The organism is Robinsoniella peoriensis (assembly GCF_000797495.1).
GTDB classification, from domain to species: domain Bacteria; phylum Bacillota; class Clostridia; order Lachnospirales; family Lachnospiraceae; genus Robinsoniella; species Robinsoniella peoriensis.
This window is the reverse complement of record NZ_JTGN01000008.1, coordinates 294401-315915: the sequence shown is the minus strand read 5'-3', so window position 1 is coordinate 315915 and position 21515 is coordinate 294401. Positions and strand designations below refer to the sequence as shown.

Here is a 21515-nt window from a genome sequence, read left to right as displayed (position 1 = left end):
TACTGGAGAGTCCGTAAGTAAAACTACTACTCTCCTACTTAATAATATTATAGAAAATAAGGAGAATTAACATATGAACAAAGTTGAATTAACAGCAAAAATAAGCGAAAAATCGGAATTATCAAAGAAAGATGCTGAAAGAGCATTACAGGCTTTTATTGATACTGTACAGGAATCCATGATTGCAGGCGAAAAAGTCCACATCGTAGGATTTGGAACATTTGAATCAGTAGACCGGGCAGCAAGGGTGGGCAGGAATCCTCAGACGCAAGAAACCATCCAGCTTGAAGCGTCAAGGGCACCTAAATTCAAACCCAGTAAATCGCTTAAATATTTATTGAATGAATAGATTGGGGTGGAACATTTGCAACATGTGGAATGTAAAGATACTTATGAATTAGCGGATAAAATGTTGTGCTGCTTATCCATAACTGAGAATGAATTTCCTCAAATTTGTGCTTTCGGAAAATACGCAGTGATAAAAGAACTGTTGGCAAATTTGATTCGTAACGGAATTGATATCAGCCACGGTATTGACCTTGAAGACTATGAGACACAACATTACGATAAAGAATATGTGTTATACCTTGATCATTTTGGTGTGACCGTTGAAAAAATGTGGCACGAGGATAATGAATGGCATAAAGCTGGTTATTACGATACGGATTGTGATGTAGCGTTTGTGCACGAAGACTGTAATTCAAAAATACTTAACAGCATTGAGTCTAACAATATTTTGGGATTTGATTTATTCGAATTAAATCTCGGGGATAAATGCACTGTTGATGAGGAAGGTAATTGCCTTACTGTAACAATAAAGTGTCATCTAGATGCTGAAGAAGCAATGAATACCATCGATGAGATGGAAAAAAGAATTTATCATATCGAAGAAATATTTGATGAAATCAACAAGTTAAGTGATCTGTTTTAATTTAATAGACGTACAGATGCGTCAAATTTAGTTATAAAACTGCTTTCGCCTGTACTGCGATTTTGCAGTTTGGATTAGACTGTTCTTCTGATTCTCCAATGTGTAGTAGTCGAGAGTTCGCAGAAAAGTTTGGTAAAAACCATAAAGATGTGCTTAGGAGTATTTCCGTAATTGAAGTTCTAATGAGTACTGCGCAATTTTGCGCTCTATCCATTATCAGTGCATACTGGTAGATTCTTAAAGCTCACGGATAAATTAAATTTTAGAGCCCACCTCTTGAGGCGAAGTCTGTTACTAACGAAAGGCATTTTATGACGAGAAAAATCAACCCAAGAAAATTTGATATAAAAGATTATGATTACTATGTAGCAGAATATATTAGTAAAAGTGAGAAATATGGCAAGCCAATTTCTCATGCTCTTTTAAGAAAAGAACCATTCAATCTGCCAGATGCACGTTGGTATATAAGATTATGCCCAGATAATACAGTTACTAATTGGAGAGAATTCGAAGATTGGTGTGGATTTTATGTATCTAAGCTCATAACTAAAGATAAAGCAACATCATTAATATATAAAATGCAAAAAATCCTTAATCGACCTCTTGTATACGATGATTTTCGTGGAACTGGTTGTTATCAAGTGTCCATAGGTATCGTAAATAAATATTGGGGATCTATGAACAAAATGAAACGATCTCTTGGTTTGGAGATAGTTCAAGAAAGCATGCTGGAAAGAAATTTAGATAAGCAATCTTTTGACATAATGATTAGAGATATAGTAGAATACGTCAACAATAATAATCGTAATTTTATTACAACATCAGAAATAAATTCTAATAAAAAATGGTTAAATTCGAAGTCAATGAGAAAAACGGCTCTTAAATATTATGATAAGACATTATCGGAATTGTTGGTTGAACATAATATTGAGTTAGGGAAAAAAGGTAGTGGAATAAATTATATTTTTAAAGACGGTGAACATACAGCTAGCCAATATGAATATATGTTTTCAAAATTTTTAAGAGATAATGGTTTTGAATATAATAGATCATACTTTAGAGATGTTAAATATTCAACCTTTATCAATAACTACAAAAAAAAGATGAATTGTGATTATGTTGTTCATATCAACGGGGAAAACATCTACATAGAAATTGCCGGAATAATAGAACTTTTCAAAAAAAGTTATTATGATAATAAAATTATAACGTGTAGCAGGTCAAAAGAAACTTATAGAGTAAAATTGAAAGAAAAAGAAGAAATGCTTAAGAAACAAGGCTTAAAATATTTTTTTCTATTTCCATGTGATTTGACTAATGATAATTTTTTTAAAATAATTACTAATCCTTCTATTGAATTAAAAAACACAATTGAAATATTTATAAAAAATAATATTGAATGGAACAAGATTCGTAAACTAGGAGAATTAAAATATACAGACAAAATAAAGTGGGGAAGAACCCAAGTTGATTATGGAGAGGCAGTTAAAAAAGTGTCTTCATATTAAATTATCAAAGGATGTGAGATTTTTGGATGGTTCTAATGCAAAAAGAAGTGAAGATATAACTGACAAAATATGGAATGAAGTCTGTGAATTTAACAGAGATATGGTGAGAGAATATCTTGAAAATCAAGCAGAGCTTTCTGCAAAAACACGACCAGCCTATGAATCAGGCTTGAAAATATTTTTTGTCTGGGTTAAGGATAATTTACATAATAAAAAATGTATAGATATAAAAAAGAAAGAATTTGTAAGATACTTAAATTGGCTAACAAACCGTGGACTTTCTGATTTTGCCATACGGTTCAAAAAGTCGTGTGTGAGCGCCTTTTGTAATTATATTATGATGATGTATGAAGAAGAAATGCCTACATTTAGAAACTTTACCCTAGGATTAAAGGTTGTAAAAACGGGGTATGTGCATGAGAAAATCCCACTTACCCCTGATGAATATATACATTTATGCGAAGAACTTGAAAGTCGTGAGGAATGGCAAAAATTAGCATACATCGTATTTTCCTATAGTACAGGATGTCGAAGAGCTGAAGCAAGGCAACTTCTAAAAGAGGTTGTGGATTACGCTCCAAAGGAAAAAACAATAACTATAGTTGATGAGAATGGCTCAGAAATCAAAACATTATCCAAATCATATCTAACACATACGATAAGGTGCAAGGGATCTTCAGTCGTTGGCAAACCGAGAAAATTAAAATTCGGGAATGATGCTATGCACTGGCTAAAAAAATGGCTAGAAGTACGTGAAGATGACGATTGTCCATATGTGTTTGTCATAAAGAGCAAAGATGGAAATACCAGACAGGTTGCTGAAGGAACTTTTAATGGTTGGTGTTCTGATTACATGGCAAAAATTGTTGGTAGGCGATTTCATCCACACTTATTAAGGGAAAGTCGCGCGACAAACATTGTGGTCTATGAACATAAATCTGCGGAAGTAGCACAAAAATTATTAGGACATAACGATGTTTCTACAACTAATAATCATTATATAATACGTAATGATGAAAATGATGAGTCTGATGAAGCATTTATATAGTCATGAATTTGGAAAATATTTTGATAAAAATGGTATAAAAGAAATAAAGCAAGGAAGCCTAAGTGACCTTTAAATAAATCGTATATATGACAAAAGAGTAGCTAACTACTGCTCAATTTTATTATGAAAGCAGGTGAGCCCCATAGCTCCAAAATCAAAAACAAGAGAAGAAAAAATACAGGAGTCTATGAAAGCTCCTACAATTATAGATTTATCAGTGGATATTAAATTACCACGTTCAAATCAAACCGTTGACAAAAAATATAAATGCACTTGCTGTGGAGCAAGCTGGGATGCACTTAAAACTCACTTCTCCCGGTCAGCTTCTCCTCTTTATCAATCCAATGATGGATATATATTGGTCTGCAATAGTTGTCGTGATCGCTACTATTACAGACTCGTTGACCTTTATAGCGGTAACGAAGAAAAGGCAATCCAGCACATATGTCATGAATTCGGCTGGATGTATCACGAGGACGCACTCAACGCATCCAGCAAGTTATCTGCCGACAGAAGCCGCATATCTCATTATCTTGCGAAAAAGAATCTTGGACAAACCGCCCGGGTTGGAACAACATATATCGATGCATTGAAATACGAATTTGAAAACAAGCAAGTTGACGTGATTGAATCAAGAGAACAGACAAAATCTGAGACATCCACTGTTAGTGCTTCTGCCGTTGACCGCTGGGGTACTGGTTTTACAGAAGCAGATTACAAGCTGCTGGATGAACACTATAAAATGTTAAAGAAATTTAATCCTAATTGTGATAATAACCAGGAAATTTTTGTTAAAGACTTATGTTACACAAAACTTCTGCAGATGAAGACTATGAGAGGGGAAGGCAAATCTGACGATTTCGATAAGTATACTAGATTATACCGTGAAACCTTTAAACAGGCTGGCCTTAAAACGATACAGGAAACAGATTCCAGCAATGAAGAAGTTCTAGGGGTGACCCTTGCTGCTATTTCGCAATATACACCAGAAGAATACTATAAGGATAAAAAGAAATATAAAGATTTTGACGGCTTAGGCGATTATATTAAAAGGTTTATCACCCGTCCTCTGCAAAATATGCAGCATGGAACTGCTGACAGAGATATCGAGTATTGCGTAAAAGATGGTGATGATAATGATTAATCATTATGCTGATGAAAATCAAAAAAATCTTTACAAAAAGTTTCCATCTACCCATTATCTCAGTAACCCGGTAAATGTGGATCATGTTCTAATGTGGAATACTTTTTTCCGCAGAAATCTACACAGGCTGGCAATTGATTATCTCAAAATTAATATCCATATATATCAAGCTATATTGTTATACCTTATGGGTATCTGTAATTTTGTGGTCATTGTCGCATGTCGTGCCGCAGCCAAGTCCTTTATCATTGCTTTATATGCGTGCTGCAGATGTATAACCAGACCTTATACTAAAATTGTGCTTTCCAGCGCTACAAAAGGTCAGTCTAAACTTATCATATCAGAGAAAATAAAAAATGAATTGATGAATATGTCCCCGCCTCTTCGTGCAGAGATAAAAAACATAAAAGATAATCAAAATGAGGTTATTGTTTATTTTCGAAACGGTAGCACGATAACTGTGGTGCCTGCATCGGAAAATGGACGAGGTTTCAGGTCACATTGCTGCATCCGGGAAGAATTCCGCCAAATCGATAAAAAAGTAGATGATAGCATCTTATCTCCCTTCCAAACAATAAGACAGGCGCCTTATATGTTGAAAGAACCATATGCATCAATGCGGGAACTCCAAGAAGATCCGGTAGATATTTATATTTCTTCCAGCTGGCTGGATAATGGACACTGGATGTGGCAGATCGTTGATCAGGCATATAGCGAAATGTTAATTGGTAAAAGCACATGCTTATTAGCTTTTGATGAAAGCATTACATTAAAACACAATATTAGAACCATGAAACAGATGAGACAGGAAAAGAAAAAGCAAGATCCGTTAACCTGGAGACTCGAATTTTTGAATGAGCGGGTAAAGGAGAACACCTCAGCATTCTTCACATATTCCATGATGACTAGCAACCAAAAACTAAAGCAAGTCTTTTATCCTCGTATTGATAACGATGTTCGTAATGGTAAAAAGAATAAGTTTTCAATTGTAAAACAAGATGGTGAAATTAGAATTGTAAGCTGCGACATAGCATTCATACAAAATGAAATCAATGATAATTCCATTTTTTCTTGTATCAGGGCTTTGCCTGAATCAATAAATTATCAAGATGAGCAATCGGAGCTAATAATTAAACAGGGCTACCGACGAATTTATCCATATATTGAATCAATGCAGGGCGGCGATACCTTTAAACAAGCATTGAGAATACGGCAGCTTTATGAGGACTTTGAATCGGATTATATTGTTTTGGATTGTCGTAATGGCGGCATTGCTATATTGGATTACCTAAGTAAAGTTATGTATGACGAAGAACGCGGAGTTGAGTACCCTCCATTGAAGTGTATGAATAATGACAATTATGCTGAGCGTATTAAAAACCCCAATGCAAAACCAGTTATTTATGCGATTAATGCAACCCAGCAGCTTAATAGCGACATAGCTTTTTCCTTTCGTCAAAATCTGTCAGAAAGAAAGATCGACTTGCTTATAAACCTCAATGAAGCCATAGAAATAATTCTGCCTAAATTCAAGGACTACTCTTCTATCAGTGATCCAGAATTAAAATTGTTTTATGAAAAACCTTTTTTAGAAACACAGGCATTGATAAGTGAAACGGTTGATTTAGTTTATGAAAAATCACCTCAGACTGGCGCAATTAAGATTAAAGAGCAAGGAAATAATCGAAAAGACAGATATACCAGTGCGAGTTATGGAAACTACTTTTTAGACCAGCTGGAGCTGGACTTACTATCCGATAATTCGGATTACGATTTTGATTTCTCAGATGATTACTAAAGGAAGGAGGACAATATTATTTTGAATGAAGAAACAATAAAGACTGATACATCATCATACGATGTGGAGATTAATTCGTATAACGACTTTGAACTGATCAATTCGTTTTACGGATTATTTGATTATTACACGAAAGAACAGCTCTTGCAGTATGTATCAAACCCCATGTACTTTCATAAACAGATTATGGATGTTTCTGAAAAAATGTACAATAGAACGGGCATATACGGACAAACTGTTTCTAAAATGGTGTCTGCTCCTTCCTTGGATGCAGTAATTATACCAAATAGTATCAAGAATAAATCTAAGAAGAATCTTAATAAAGCTTATGATATTTTCAATAATAAAATAAATCATAAATTATCAACTCGTGATGGTCTGTATAATTCTCTTCTTTACGGAGAATATGTTGCCATTTGGAGGGACACAAAGAAAAAAAATGTTGATAGACCCAAGGAATATGCCTCTGGAAAAAATATCGAAGGTGTTGGATATGTAGATAATGTAATGTTGCAGCCATTAGATTTAAGGTTCTGCAGGTTTGAAGGCTTTGCTAATGGCGATTACGTTGTCGCGTTCGATATGCAGTATTTTGATATGTTTCAGGGTACCGGATTAATTGGTGAAATTAAGAACTTTCCAAATAATTTTATATTAGGTTATAAAGCTTATAAAAAAGATTCCAGTAAAAGATGGATGTTATTACCCCAAGAAACTACATTTGCATATAAATTTCACGGTGCAATTAATGAATCTCACGGCAGGCCCCTTGCTGTATTTGCTTTATTAGATATGTTGTTTTCGGAAGACTATACAGATTCCCAAAGAAACAATATGTATGAGAACAGTTCTACTATCCGATGGATGCGGCTACCAGAAGCCGAAAAGAAAGGCTCCTGCAGCCTAAATAAAGATCAGCAGAATAATCAATACAACGCTTTTAAGAATGCAGTGAAATCCAGAGATGTGAATAATAAAAACAGACTGGGCGGCACTACTACGCTTAAATTAGCTCCTGGAACAGAGATCGGCAAGTTGGAAAACAGCGATACCTTTCTTAAAAATACACTGACAGAAGAAAACAATAATTCCATCAGTACAGATTTTGGATTTGCACTATCTGCCTTGAATGGAGCTGGTGAAGGTGCAAGTTATTCTACGCTACAGGTTAATATTGATTTAATGCTGTCTGAAGTATTTTCCATGTTGGAGCAATTTTCATTTCAGTATTCAAAACTGATTAACAATTATTTAAATCTTACTGATGAGAATCGTTTGGATTTTATGTATTTGAATACATCGAGTTTAAATGCTGATTCCCAATTCGATAAGTTTAAAGAGTTGTATACCCTTGCCGGCGGGAGCCGCACTATGCTCTACTCTGCAGCATGTGGAAATGCCAATCTATATATGCGCCTAATGGATTATGAATCATCCGAGAATTTTGATCAGACATATCTTCCACATCTTACTTCCTTTACAGCTACCGATAAGAATACGGATGGAATATATGGCGCAACAGGCAGACCGCCAAAAAAAGATAAAGAACTATCAAATGAAGGACAACAGACACGGAGCAATAATGCAAACGCTATGGCAAAACCTTCGACAAAATAATTAGCAAAAAGGAAAGGAGGTCTTATGTTCGCAGATATTGAAATAAACGAAAATCCTGAAGATAAAAAAGCAGGCAGGACACAAATTAAAATGACTGCTCTTACAATACATGATAGGGGACAATGGAACCGGAGAGGAATGACCTGGCTCGAAGAATATGTAACCGCAAATATAGAATCTATTATTGGAGCTCCTTTTGTTGTTTGCTTTCTCGATGACGAAAAAACTATTCCATCTGGACACGGTACACTGTCATACGATGACGATGGAAATTGCCAATTCCTTGATAGTGACACTGTTGGCACGATACAAAAGGCATGGATTGAAGAAATTGACATCGATGGGAATAAAAGCAAGAAATTAGTGGTTAGTGGATATCTTTATTCACAAAGACATCCAAAATTCATTAGATGGCTGAAGTCAGAGAACTCATTTACAAAAATTAAAGGTTCTGTGGAAGCAAATGGCAAAGGAGATTGTAAACAGATTATATATGAAGGCGGCGGAGATGGCAAAGATTCCGATGGAAATTGGATCATGGGAAGAATTCCTGTTGTATTTGATTTTGCCGGATTAGCTATACTATTGCCAGAAGTAGTGACAGAAGCAGATCCAGGAAGTGAAATCCTGGAACTTAATACATTATCAACTGATTCCAATTCAGATGATATAGAATCAAGAAATAAGGAGGATGAAAAAATGGCAGATACTGCTAAAGACCCAATTATTGAGCTGAACGAAAAAATTGTTGAGCTGAATAACACAATTAACGAATTGAATGCCAAAGTTGAGGAAAAAGATTCTGAATTAAATAAATATAAAGAAGAATTGAACGCCTGCCGGCAGAAAGAAACAGAACTTAATACGCTTCTAGTTGAAGCAAATAAGTGTGTTGAATCACACAAGGCACAGGTTGCTGAACTAAACACAGAAATCGAGCCGCTTCGAAAAATGAAAGCCGACGCTGATACAGCAAAGGCACAAGCGGAGGTAAATTCATATTTTAACACCATTAAAGAAGAAAATGGATTTACGGATACTGAGCTTAACAGCTTAAAAGAGGAGTATGTAGAAAAATGCGACCTGGCTGGATTAAAGGCAAAAGAAGCCGAGCTATGTGTAAACAAGTTAAAAGATTTAAAAAAATCAGAACTTGTATCACCGGAACTGAATTCTCAGACTGATGATCTTAGCTCTCTGTTTTTCTCAACTAAAGTAGAAACCGTTGAAACCAACAGCGCCGATGATGGCTCTGAATTATTTAAATAATTAAAAGGAGATTGAATATGTCTAAAGTAAAATTTCAAAATTATAGTGGCATTAAAAATGCAAAAGATAATCCCAGATGCATTGCTGACAGCGATTTAAAAAATGGGATGTCTGTGATTTATTATATCGCAGATGATGGGGCAGAACATGTAAAAGTGGCTGCTACTGCTGACGATGCAAAAACAATCAAACATTTTGTTTGGAATACCATTGATAAGCCAGAGCTTGATAATGAAAGTGATTTTGTAATCAAGAAAGGAGAATATGCCAGAATCTTTGAATACCCACAGGGAGAAATAATGGATATCTCTTCTGATTTAATCACAACTGCATCTGTTTCCATTAAGGATATTGTGATTGCTTCGACTGCTGGAAAATACGTTGTTGCTACCGAGAGTGATACGGGATATTCCTTTGGTTTAAAAGTTACCGAAAAAACAACCTTTGGGGGTACTGGATTTTCTGCCCTTGTGGTTGAACAATAATTAGGAAAGCGAGGAATAATGAATGAATGCAATTGATTTTGAAAGAATTCAGGCAAATGCCGAATTAAATAGTCTGCAGAAATCTGTAGATACAAAAAAAGAAGGTGTTGAGATCTTCTCTGCCATGTGTGCTGGTAAAGATACGAGTAAATATGGTGACAAGGTTGACCGTGTAAATACATATATGAAGAACAAGGGGCAAGCAGCTGTTAACGGAGATGTAAAAGCGCAATCTGAGCTGAATGCCATACAGACCCACCTGATTGAAGCTCCGTTGATCAAAAGACTTAATATCTTTGATTTCATGGGAGATAAAATCTCCGTAGGAATGAATGAAGAAGTGAAGTTTAAAGTATACAACCTTGAAGGCAAAAAATCTGGGGAACAGGCTGTCAATGGTTCTTTCCCATTTGCAGGTTATACATGGAGCACCAGGACAATGGACACCAGCAATATTACTGGCGGTTTACTCATTGATCACAGGGAATTTGCTTCCGGAAACACCGATGCTATCCAGGCGATGAATGAACAGGTCATCACGGATATGATGAATAAAATGTTCTATAAGGTTCAGGGTTCCCTTTATAACGGCGTTAAGAACGCTAAAATCAAAAACTTCTCTGAAGCTTCCAGCATTACCAAAACTGCCCTTGATACTGTTCTTAAAAATGCGAAAAGATCCGGAGCCGTAAATATCACCGGGGATTACAGTGTAGTGTCTCAGATTGAGGACTTTGCCGGATTCAGCGTAAATTCCAATACCAAACAGTTTTCTGAAGCTGTGATGGAGGAAATTAGAAAGACTGGATTGTTAAAGAGCTACAAAGGATCTCCTATCGTTGAGATTCCAAATACTCTGGACTTAAATAAAACAATTACAGATGCCAACGGTAATACATTCTATGATACATATCTGGCAGAAGGGCTGCTCTACTTCTTAATCTCAGGTGCAATGTCTCCGTTAAAGATTGGAATTAAAGGCGGATTACAGTCTATGGCTGGTCAGGATATCGCTTTAAGGGCAGATGTTATCCGTTACGATATGGAGTTTGGTACAGCATTTATCGAAGAGTACTCTCATCTCATTGGGCTTATCTCCGATACAAACTACGCCATCAATAAATAATTACACGTCAAACAGCTATCCATGCTGTTTATTTTTATGTTCTTTTGCGGATTTGGAGGGTGCTTAACTCTCCTATCCCATCAGTAATAGGTTAAATGGAGGAATAAATATGTCATTAGATATGGATAAACGATCAAAAGTTTTAAATCTATGTAATTGGACAGTATCTTTTACTCTGCCCAATTCACACGCAGAAGTGATACTTGGTTCTAAAAAAACTACAACCTTGAATAACTCAGAACTTGTGTCATTATGTGAAAACCAGGATGTGATGTTCTATGGTACAGACCGTGGCGACCATGCAAGGATTTACATTGATAACGATGAGCTAAGGCAGCATGTCGGTTTTGATGATACGGAGTCTAAGCGTGTACAATTTGTATTAACAGATGACGAATGCAAGAAAATATTTGAGATTAAAACAGACTCTGTATTTGAAAAGCACGTCGCTGAAAAGGTTGTCATGTATCATGAGAAAGATATTCTCATGAACTATGCCAGAAAGACAAAGTATAATAACTACAACCGGATCAGATTCCTTGAGGAATACACAGACATTAAATTTTAGGAAGGTGGTCAAATGGGTACAGATTTACAGCTAGTATTTGACTCCTTCTTCATTAAAGTTCCATCTGTAGATTTTAAAGGAAAAGAAAGTCAAGTGTTTCAATTTTTTAAAACAGCAATAGCAAAATGCAGAAAACATCTGTATGATGAGATCGCTTATGAATATGATGAAGATCTGCATGAGGGATATTTTAAAAGCTTAGTATCGGATCAAAGCATTGAGTTGATTTCTATGTATATGGCAAAAGAATACTTTACACAAAAATATGCTCTTATCTCAGGAAGAAAACAATATCTTGGTACCCAAGCGTTCAATAAAATACCGGCATATAAAGATCAGTTTGAAGTAGTCAAACAATCTGCTGAAAACTGGACAGATGAAATAGAACGCTTCTTAATGGAGTTTCCTGAATACTCGGATGAAAGGTAGGTGCATATGAATAAAATTTTGATAAAAACACCTGACCGTGAAATCAGTCTTGGCGATCTGTGCGCAAAAGAATATCAAAAGATCAATAATCTTATGAATTTAATTGAGCGGGAGTTTGAAACTGATATGAATTTGCATCCATCAATCCGGCATGAGATTCTGGATATTTCTAATTTCATCCGAAGATTACCCGCTATGGTCAGTGAGGTGGTACGATGAATTTACGTTATGAATGGACACCTGCAGATAATGATGTTAAAGATCTGTTTTACAGCAGAGAAGAAACCGTCGCTGATGTAGTAGAAAATTTTAATATTAGAAGAAAACTTAGTGCGGAAGGCGAAGAATTAACGATTAATAATGTAACCGACTGGTGCTTGGTACAAACATCTTCCAATCCTCTGAAAGAGCTTGATGATATCCGAAAAATTCATTGTCCCACCACAATGGATGTGCAAAGAGGAAATTATGTCGTATACGAGAATGATATCTGGCTGATTGATTCTAACGTTGTTAATGTGGGCAATGCATATCTGTCTGCCCGCATGAACCGATGCAGTTATCGTTTGAAATGGCAAAATAGTAATGGCGATATTATTGAACGTGATATTATTTCGTATAATGCCAGTGCCTATAATAACGGAATTGCAGGGAATAATGTAATCAAAATCGGTACTGACCAGTTAATGATCTTTTTACCGTATGATGAAGAGACAAAGCTTCTTAAGCGTGGCAGGAAATTTTTTATTGACAATAACATGGAAGACCCTATGACATATGAGTTGACAAGACTAGATAGAACGACATATGTATTTAATGGTATTGGCTGCATTAACCTGCTAGTGACTGAATGTGCTTATACTCCAAAATCTGACGACTTAAAATATGAGGTTTGTAATTACTTTCCGCCTTCTCCGTCTGTTAATCCACCCGATGAAACATTAGTTTTGTCTTCTATCGAAGGAAGCAAAAGCCTCAAAATTGGGTACTCAAGAACATACACTGTTTCTTTTACTGATTCAGAAGGAAATAAAATTTCGGATGTAGATTTTGATTGGGTTATAAAGAGCACATTCAGCGATAAAATAATCCAGGAGACTGATCATGATACGATTAAACTTCTAGTAAAACACGAGGACTGCATTGGTAGTTCCTTTTTATTACAAGTGTTGATAAGTGGAATCGTTAGTAGTGAAATTTCTATTATGATTATGGATATATATTAAGGAGGGGATGCTGGTATAGATACCGTTTTAAAAGATATAGGCACCTATAAAAATAAACTTATTTCGGCTTTTCTGAATTCCCCCGATATCTGCGAACTGATGCTTGGAAAATCATATACGGAGGACGATGTAGATGATGTGGTCTATGAACAAATATTTCCATATTTGTATGTAGATGACACGCAAACACAGGAAAAGTCTTACATATGTCTAGAAGTAGACATACCACGCACTTCTAATTTCACCATAAAAAATATGAAGCTGATTATCTGGGCATATTGCCATAAAGGTATTATGCGTTATTCCAAGAAGGGCTACGTTGGAACACGGGCTGATTGTTTATCGGATATGATAGACAGGGAATTAAACGGCTCACAGAAATTTGGTATCGGCGGATTGAAACTCGATTCCATGACGTACTTTATGCCAAGCAAAAATCATTACGGCAGACAGCTAATTTATACCATTCCCGAATATCATACGAAAGCGCAGGTGTGATATGAATTTATACAGCGCTTATGATTATCTATGTAATGAACCATATTACATAGAAGGAATCGGAAATGTAAGGTGCCCCACACTGCGGGATATCAGAAAGGTTACTTATAACCACTTTTCATTGTTCTCAAATATTCTGTCTATGACGCTTGAAACTTATGTTGATACCTTTGGTCTTACTGAGGCATTTCAAGCTTTAGATGAAGAACAAAGGTCAAAATATTCTATTTTCTACCTGATGTTGTTTGGCAATACACAATTGCTTTTAAGTATGCTGAAACTATTTATTGTTGACAGTATCAAGCTTAATGAAGAAACCAATGAGTTTATTACCTATAATGTGGATGAAAATGGGAAAGAAAACAACGTAGGAATTATTTGCAATGAAAATTTCGACACCTTACGGAATGAGCTTCAATGTATATTAGGCATTAAAGAGCCGGCAGAAAAAGAACAAAAGTTTAAAAATGAGTATGCCCGAAAAATGTATGAGCAATTTAAGCAGCACGCTCAAAAACAAAAAAAAGAAAGTGATGAAAACTTTGAATTCGATAATATGATAAAAAAATACTGCACTCATAACAAGGTAGCAATTAATATCATGAATGTATGGGACATGACATATTATCAGTTTGTTACCATGTTCAAGGAGTATGGCATTGGAAGGCAGCATGATTTTAGTGATATGATGGCTGCAAACACTTTCTCTTATAAGAAGTCCACCGATTATAAGGCGATGGACTATATGAAAAAAATCGAATAATTATAAAACCAATACCACTGTTGATCAGTGGCTTTTTTATTTTAAGGAGGAAATTTATGAACGATATTAATATGGCGAACAGGCAATGTTGTGATCTCGATATTAGAGATTATAAAACAAAAGCACCCTGGATGGATGCTAAATTCTGTAATACCACTACAATGGGATTCTCCAGTGATCCTGTATTTGCAATGAAAAAAGGGGCTAAAGCAATCAAGTTTGATAATCCTCTTGATGGTACTATTGCCTTAACATTCCAGATGGCTCCATTTCGGCTTTATGCTATGCTGAGCGACGGTGAAGTAGAAACTTCTGCTGTTATTGCAAGGAAAGAAACAGTTAAAGCAACTGCAGCTGGAACCCTTACCTTGTCAAATGTTCCGGTTTCCGGTACTGTATTTGTTTATGCAGAAGATGATTGGGGCGGCACAGCAATCAAAGGTACTGCATCAGAAAAAACGTTTACTGCTACAACGGAAGGTGACATTGCGTTAAATACGTCATATGTTGTTGGATATTTAGAGGCAAAGGCTGACGGTGTCAAAAGAATTGTGTTCAATAACGCAAGAGTTCCGAAAGACTTCTATATTCAGATGTCTACTTTAGATAAAAACGAATCTGGAGAAATTGTACCAGTTAGAATGACAGCTTATAAAGCAAGTCCGCAGAGAAATCTCGACTTATCCTTCTCATCTGAAGGAGATCCGGCTGAAATTACAATTACCTGCGACTGCTTAGAAGACGAAAATGGTGACGTTCTTGATATGATCGAAATCACTGACGAAATAGCGTAAGCATACATAGAGGGTGGGTAACAACTCATCCTCTTTTAAAGGAGGAATAATATATTGATTAGAGAATGTAATGTATTAATGAGAAATAATCTTGTGATGGTAGTAGACTTTGATGGTAAAAAAGTCCAGATGCCAACGGATAACAGCGAAGAGGATAAAATTTATGTTGAATTACAGAACAATAAATTTACGGTAACCTCAAAAGATAAATATGATAATTTTTCGAAACCTGTTAAAAAAGAAAAAGCTGTAATCAAAAAAGAACAGCGTGTGATAGATAATGAGTGATAAGGGAGTATAACACTTGTTATTTATACAAGATTGTTGTACTCCCTATTTTTTACGGAATGGAGGTGATACTAATTAGTACTAAAAAGTTTGATAAAGAATACAGTTGTCAATGGACTTTAGAATATCTGTATCTGAAAAAATGTGGGATTCCGTATACGTTTGTGAAAACGGAGAATAACGTAACCACTTGGAAATATAAAAAGAATTACCAACTCTTCGATGCTTTGAAGAATTTCTATAAGAATTTATAAGGGAAGTAGGTGCTGGTATTTGAAGAAATTTCTCAAATCACAATGGGGAGCCGGGTTATTAGGATGTATTTTTGGTATCGCCATTGCTAATTTGATTGTATTGCCGGCTATTAAATATTGGTTATATATTTTTTTATAATTGTATTCACAAAAAAAGAGAGGGTTTAACATGAAAAAAATTACATTTTATTTAAAACAGTTCTTGCCATTAACTTATTATTCAAAATACAGAGTCCAGAATGGGTGTATAGAATTAGCAGTCTGGACTCAGTGGTTTGGCAAACCTTTTAATATTAAAAGATTTGCATTAACTAATTAACGTAATTTCGTTCCATTACATTTTGGACATGGTGGCATAGTATTATCTGTATTATCATTTAATACCACTTGTCAACATCTAAGTGAATTTTCAAAATGTCTCTACCAGGCAAAGTTCAGTCGTCTGGCAGGGGCATTTTTATGTGGAGAGTAACAGACTGAACTACTCTCCTGCCCCAAGTTGAATAAAAATACTTCTGCTCAAAAATGAGCAAAACTGCAAGTAAACTTGTGAAATTAAATAGCACATAATTTCTGATAAAGGAAGTGATTTAAATAAAAGAATGCATAATGATGGCAATCGATTCATCAAGCACAAAATCGGGTATTGCCATTTTCAATAATGGGATCTATCAGGAAAGTTTTCTTTTAGACTGTACTAACTATAAAAAAATGGAAGATCGATTCAAAGAGATGTCTTTGAAATTGATCCATATATTAGACAAATACAAACCATATATAATTTATATAGAAGAAACCGTTGTAAATAGAAATGTCGCCGTTCAACGATTTCTCACCAGGCTCCAAGGGGTAATCTATGGTTATTGCGTACTAAATGACTGCGAGTTCAACACAATTAGACCGACATCGTGGAGAAAATTAGCTGGGATTAATCAAAAGGGTAAAAAACGTGATGATTTGAAGAAACTTGCTATAGATGCAGTATATCAGAGATTAGGAATTAATGTTGGCGATGATGAAGCTGAAGCTATTCTTATTGGAATTGCTGCTCTGGAATTATATAAACAAAGGGTACCAGTATGACATCTTGTGAATTAGAAAAGTATATATCCGAAAGAATTCATCAGCTATCACGCGAAGAGATATTGCAAGTAATTAATGTAGCGCAAAACCCAATGATTGATCATATTTTATTTATTAATGGAGAGTGGTCAATGTGGGATAAATCTGGTAATTTTTATTGTTTCACACAAAGATAGCCAAAATTGAATTGGTGGATTTATATCTACCATATTATAACATCAACATGATAGGAAGGTATCAGAAGTGAGAAAATTTGATTTATTAATACGTATTAACGATATCGGTGAATTTTCAAGGCTGGTATGCGAACTTGTAAAAAAGTTCAAAACCCCCGATGTCATAGAAGAAATATTGAATTCTGAAATTACCGAAGAGAGGCTACAGTGTATTAAATCTGCAGCCCTTATGGAAAATCAACCTTGGTCTTTTTCTTTTAAACAGTGATAACATCCGTTGCCCTTAATTTTTTTATGAGTAAAAAGTTCTGTGGCAATTAACGCAATAGAATAAGAATCACAGTTATAAACATGATCCGGTTTTATTTCATTAATTTTACAAGCGTCGGTTTCATTATCGCGATCATGAATTTCGCCAGTATTTTGGTTTAATAAATAACGTTGCCCATTATATGGTAGTTTATATAGACGCATAACACTCTCCTTTCGTATGTATTCGTCATTAGACCCTATTCATAAATTATAGGAGATATGAAATAAAATAGCAATAACATTTAAACAGTACACGAAACATAAATATAAATTTATTATTATTGGAGGAATTATATATGGATTTTAACATTACAAAAACTTTATTAACATTGAAAGAAGCAAATGATTTTATTAATAATGTAGCTTATGCCGGGTTCACAAAAACCGAGGATGGTTCAATTCAATACAGTCCATTCTTTCAGAAATTGGAATTAAAATCTAATTTTCTGGATTATTACACCGATTATCAGCACCATGAAAATGTTGAAGATGATTATGCGGAATTTGCAAACTTTGACTTTGAATCTGATAGCAGAATAAGCCAGATCTACTCTTCCATTCAGTTCAAAGATATCCTGGAGTCCATAGATGAAAAGGTGGAATATATTAAAAATCAGGCCTTTTCTATTTCAAGCACAAATGATAAAAATTTTGAAGATCTGTTTGTTATGTATTTATCTCCATTGATCTCCAAAATGAATGAGATGTGCGAGAAAGAAACGCATCGTATTGAACATGAAACTAAAGCAATTATGGAAGCCGAAAGATTATCAAAAGCCCAGACAAAACAGATTGAATATTTAAATGCAGTAAATGAAAATTTCACTCCCGAAGAACGTGCTAGCTTGGAGAAATCTATGGCTGATAAAGATGTGGATATGAATGATCTCATGTCTAAATTGACAGATAAATACTTTAGCAGCGATAATCATAATGACAATGTCGAAAGTTTATTTAATAACCAGCGGGAAACTATAAATAAGCAAAGTGCGGAGATTAAAGAACTGAAAGCCAACGAGAATGCCCGTAATGTAATTAATTATAGAAATTAGGTGATAAATTGACAGCAATAAATTCTATCGAGGCATTAAAAGAGATTGCGCTCCAAAAAATGACTGCGGCACATAACGAGGCAAGAGCCGCATCATTTGTTGATTTAGAGATGGAAGTTGGGCATTATTATGATGGAACTGTACCAGATGTTTATATTCGTACCGGCACACTCATGGAATCGCCTGATGTCAGCCCGGTATCAAAGAGTGGAAATTCTGTAGAATTTGAAGCCAAAATGGATGACAGTATATCTTATAGTACCGGTACCTATAATGGATTACAAGTAATAACCGCTACCAACGAAGGAACAAGCGGTACAATTGGTAATCATGGATACTGGGAACGGGCAAAAGAAGAAATGAAGGAAAATACCATTAGTGCATATTCAAAATATTTTAGTAGATAAGCATCTCACATGAGGTGCTTTTTTTAAAAGGGGGATTTAAATGGCTGAAGATTTTATCCTGCGAGTCCGGGGTGAACTAGACCTAAGCTCAGCAGAACGCCAATGGAGTACTTTTGTATCGTCTAAGGACAAAACATCTTTCGTGGTAAAAGCAGATCTTGATTTTGGTAATAGTTTAAAAGAAATAGATGAAATAAAAGCTAAAATAGCAAAGGAATTTGAAAAAGCTCTTGGAGTAGACAGTAAAACGGCAAAGCGATATGCCAACGCGCTATACAACGAGAGTAGTAAAGAGCACAAAAAATACGTAGCAGATGTAAATAAAGCCGAAGAAGAAGTCGCCGCCAATAAAAGGAAACGACTTCAGGTAGCTTCTAGGGAAGAAAGTGCTAGAAGAAAAAAAGAAGAAGATGTAGAAAGTCGCTGGCAAAAAAATTTATATAATCAAGAGCAAGCCCAAGCGAAACAGATTGCTAAGATAAAAGAAGATAATCTAAAGCAAACACGGAAAGCTGATGCAACCGATAGACACAGACAGGCTCAGCAGCAAGTTGCCGCCATGAAAGCTAATGCGTACTCAAAAAACGCTCACAACAATTCCCTAGTTGAATCGGGGAAAGCCAATATAGCAAAATGGACTGCAGAATATAAGTCTCGGGCTGATCAAATTTCAAAAATACAAAGCGATTTTCAAGACGGCAAATTTTTATCAAAGTCATCTTTGATGTCTAAAAGCTTAAGACCCTATTCAGATCAAAATACTGATCTACTTAAACAGGCCAGACAATACGAAAGCATTTATAATAATGCCTACAGCAATATCCAAAGACATTTCAATCCTGAAGATTCTTTTAAATTAAATGATAAAGCGCTACTTGCTTACTTTAATAATATGGAGACATCTGCTAAACGTTTTGGAAACACGATGAAATCTGTTTCTAATGAATCCTCCGGATTAGTCTCTATGTTTGAAGCCACAACAGCATCAAACAAAACCCTTAATTGGTTGAATAATAATACAAAGGCAGCAAAAAAATATGGTGATGCCTTACAAAATCTAGCAGAAAAGCAAAAAAATGTTACAGAAAGAAGCGAAGCTCGTGATTTACAAAACCAAGTTAATGATATAAAGTCCAAAGCTGCTCTAGAAGGGCTGACAGGGAATAGCATTTTTACCGAAATAGGACGCGGATTCAATCAAATAAAACAATTTGTGGGCGTCTATGGAAGTATTCAAAAAGCCGTTGATACTGTTAAGGATCTTGTTGTTAATGTTAAAGAAGTAGATTCAGCGATGACAAATCTCTATAAAGTAACTGACGAAACAAGTGCAAAATATTCATCATTTCAAAAGGATTCTGGTAAGACAGCCATAGATCTCGGAAGAACTATGTCTTCTTATATAGATCAGACAGCTACTTGGGCAAAACTAGGAAACACGCTTTCAGATAGTGCTAAATTAGCTAAGACAAGTTCTATCTATGCCAATGTAGGGGAAGTGGATGACGAAACAGCCGTCTCTGACATTGTTACTGCCATGAAAGCATTTAATATCCAGGCACAAGACAGTATTCAGATTGTTGACCAGCTTAACATATTAGGAAATAAGTATGCAACATCTTCGAAAGATATAGGGGAGGGTTTGAAAAATTCTGCCTCCGTTATGGCTTTAGCAGGAAACTCAATTCAAGAAACAGAGGCAATGATTACGGGTGGCGCTGAAATCACTCAAGAAGCTGGAGAACTTGGTAATGCGCTTAAAATCTCTACCTTGCGATTGCGTGGAATGAAAGGCGAACTTGAAGAATTAGGTGAAGATGTCGAAGATATTGATTCCGTAAGTAAGATTCAGACACATTTATTGAATTTAACCAAGGGACAAGTTAATATATTTGATGATTTAGATCCAACTAAATTTAAGTCTACTTTTGAGATATTTAAGGACATCGCAGGTGTCTATGATTCTTTGACGGAAACTGATCAGGCAGACCTTTTGGAGACTGTTGCTGGAAAACATCAGGCAAATAGAATTGCCGCTCTATTGGAATCTTTCAAAAGTGGACAAGTCGATAGTGCCCTAAATGATGCTATGAATTCCGAAGGTTCAGCACAAGCTGAGCAGGATCGCTGGATAACTTCTTTAGATGCAAAAATTAATCAATTTAATGCAGCAAAAGAATTATTTGCAAATACTCTCATAGATTCAGATTTTTTAAAAGGCATTGTTGACTTTGGTACTTCAGGACTCTCTGTATTAGATGGTTTGATCAGTAAGTTTGGATCGCTAAATACTATAGTTGCTACAGTAGCAGCCGGCTTATCGATGTTTAAAAACGTGGGTGGGGATCGAGATTATATATCTTATCAGCTTCCTCTAGACGCCCACTACAATTCTGGGGGTAACTCTGAACGAGTTTATGCTAAAATGGTGGCATAAACAAGGGAATTGTACAGCAAACAACCGAAACTGGTACGTCTAAAAAACGTATTTCTTTTTTGATAATTTATGAACGGGGTAAACCGCTATGTCTCAATTACTACCTGTCTGAAGATAAGACTTTACAAAATTCAGAACAGGAACTTGACCTGAAAGGGATAAAGCATAGTAAAAAGATTGAGAATAGGTGAATCCGCAGCAAAACCTCTACGTCTTATAGAGGGATGTTCATCGACTATAATGGGAACTTGGATACGACACCTTACGTCAAACATTCAAGAAGGTATAGTCAGAGCTGTAAG

Annotated in this window: 23 protein-coding genes; 22 read left to right on the top strand and 1 reads right to left on the bottom strand. The window is 35.4% G+C overall.

Features of this window, described 5'->3' with window-relative positions:
• Positions 1-73: 73 nt before the first annotated feature.
• The 19 genes from QR40_RS18000 to QR40_RS17910 all read left to right on the top strand — a co-directional run bounded on the left by QR40_RS18000 (position 74) and on the right by QR40_RS17910 (position 16829).
• Complete coding sequence (locus QR40_RS18000; protein ID WP_044296240.1) at positions 74-349, top strand: HU family DNA-binding protein; 276 nt, start codon at positions 74-76, stop codon at positions 347-349.
• Positions 350-373: 24 nt separating this feature from the next.
• Complete coding sequence (locus QR40_RS17995; protein ID WP_160295830.1) at positions 374-931, top strand: hypothetical protein; 558 nt, start codon at positions 374-376, stop codon at positions 929-931.
• A 311-nt stretch (positions 932-1242) separates the two neighbouring features.
• Entirely contained in the window at positions 1243-2439 is a 1197-nt protein-coding gene (locus QR40_RS17990; protein WP_044296238.1) for a hypothetical protein, read from the top strand.
• A complete protein-coding gene (locus QR40_RS17985; protein WP_242858556.1) occupies positions 2405-3487 on the top strand; it encodes a tyrosine-type recombinase/integrase in 1083 nt (360 codons plus the stop codon). The genes QR40_RS17990 and QR40_RS17985 overlap by 35 nt, the downstream gene beginning before the upstream one ends.
• 187 nt (positions 3488-3674) lie before the next feature.
• Positions 3675-4631 carry a hypothetical protein gene (locus tag QR40_RS17980; protein WP_044296237.1) on the top strand — a complete coding sequence of 319 codons (957 nt, stop codon included), beginning with the start codon at positions 3675-3677 and terminating at the stop codon, positions 4629-4631.
• On the top strand, positions 4624-6429 hold the full coding sequence (locus QR40_RS17975; protein ID WP_081998962.1) for a hypothetical protein: 1806 nt from the start codon (positions 4624-4626) through the stop codon (positions 6427-6429). The genes QR40_RS17980 and QR40_RS17975 overlap by 8 nt, the downstream gene beginning before the upstream one ends.
• Before the next feature lie 21 nt (positions 6430-6450).
• A complete protein-coding gene (locus QR40_RS17970) occupies positions 6451-8046 on the top strand; it encodes a hypothetical protein (RefSeq protein ID WP_044296235.1) in 1596 nt (531 codons plus the stop codon).
• Positions 8047-8070: 24 nt separating this feature from the next.
• Complete coding sequence (locus QR40_RS17965; RefSeq protein WP_044296234.1) at positions 8071-9315, top strand: hypothetical protein; 1245 nt, start codon at positions 8071-8073, stop codon at positions 9313-9315.
• Between the two features lie 17 nt (positions 9316-9332).
• Positions 9333-9800: a hypothetical protein gene (locus QR40_RS17960; RefSeq protein WP_044296233.1), complete on the top strand. Its 468-nt coding sequence runs from the start codon at positions 9333-9335 to the stop codon at positions 9798-9800.
• Positions 9801-9822: 22 nt separating this feature from the next.
• Entirely contained in the window at positions 9823-10926 is a 1104-nt protein-coding gene (locus tag QR40_RS17955) for a hypothetical protein (RefSeq protein WP_044296232.1), read from the top strand.
• A gap of 109 nt (positions 10927-11035) precedes the next feature.
• Positions 11036-11494, top strand: a complete 459-nt coding sequence (locus QR40_RS17950; RefSeq protein ID WP_044296231.1) for a hypothetical protein — start codon at positions 11036-11038, stop codon at positions 11492-11494.
• A 12-nt stretch (positions 11495-11506) separates the two neighbouring features.
• A complete protein-coding gene (locus QR40_RS17945) occupies positions 11507-11923 on the top strand; it encodes a hypothetical protein (protein WP_044296230.1) in 417 nt (138 codons plus the stop codon).
• Between the two features lie 6 nt (positions 11924-11929).
• Positions 11930-12142: a hypothetical protein gene (locus tag QR40_RS17940; protein WP_044296229.1), complete on the top strand. Its 213-nt coding sequence runs from the start codon at positions 11930-11932 to the stop codon at positions 12140-12142.
• A complete protein-coding gene (locus QR40_RS17935) occupies positions 12139-13149 on the top strand; it encodes a hypothetical protein (protein WP_052430918.1) in 1011 nt (336 codons plus the stop codon). Before QR40_RS17940 ends, QR40_RS17935 begins: the two co-directional genes overlap by 4 nt.
• A 99-nt stretch (positions 13150-13248) precedes the next feature.
• On the top strand, positions 13249-13647 hold the full coding sequence (locus tag QR40_RS17930; protein WP_242858555.1) for a hypothetical protein: 399 nt from the start codon (positions 13249-13251) through the stop codon (positions 13645-13647).
• 1 nt (position 13648) lies between these two features.
• A complete protein-coding gene (locus QR40_RS17925; RefSeq protein ID WP_044296227.1) occupies positions 13649-14410 on the top strand; it encodes a hypothetical protein in 762 nt (253 codons plus the stop codon).
• Positions 14411-14466: 56 nt separating this feature from the next.
• Entirely contained in the window at positions 14467-15204 is a 738-nt protein-coding gene (locus QR40_RS17920; protein ID WP_044296226.1) for a hypothetical protein, read from the top strand.
• Between the two features lie 54 nt (positions 15205-15258).
• A complete protein-coding gene (locus tag QR40_RS17915) occupies positions 15259-15492 on the top strand; it encodes a hypothetical protein (protein ID WP_152614233.1) in 234 nt (77 codons plus the stop codon).
• A gap of 863 nt (positions 15493-16355) precedes the next feature.
• Positions 16356-16829: a RuvC family protein gene (locus QR40_RS17910; protein WP_044296223.1), complete on the top strand. Its 474-nt coding sequence runs from the start codon at positions 16356-16358 to the stop codon at positions 16827-16829.
• 413 nt (positions 16830-17242) lie between these two features.
• Here the strand turns inward: QR40_RS17910 and QR40_RS17905 are convergent, their stop codons facing one another.
• Entirely contained in the window at positions 17243-17479 is a 237-nt protein-coding gene (locus QR40_RS17905) for a hypothetical protein (RefSeq protein ID WP_044296222.1), read from the bottom strand.
• Positions 17480-17613: 134 nt separating this feature from the next.
• Here QR40_RS17905 and QR40_RS17900 point away from each other — a divergent pair, with 134 nt between their 5' ends.
• From QR40_RS17900 to QR40_RS17890, 3 genes are read left to right on the top strand one after another with little or no spacing between them, the layout of a single operon-like run.
• Entirely contained in the window at positions 17614-18369 is a 756-nt protein-coding gene (locus QR40_RS17900; RefSeq protein WP_044296221.1) for a hypothetical protein, read from the top strand.
• Positions 18370-18377: 8 nt separating this feature from the next.
• Entirely contained in the window at positions 18378-18776 is a 399-nt protein-coding gene (locus QR40_RS17895) for a hypothetical protein (protein WP_052430917.1), read from the top strand.
• A gap of 40 nt (positions 18777-18816) precedes the next feature.
• On the top strand, positions 18817-21213 hold the full coding sequence (locus QR40_RS17890) for a phage tail tape measure protein (protein WP_044296220.1): 2397 nt from the start codon (positions 18817-18819) through the stop codon (positions 21211-21213).
• The last annotated feature ends 302 nt before the right edge of the window (positions 21214-21515 follow it).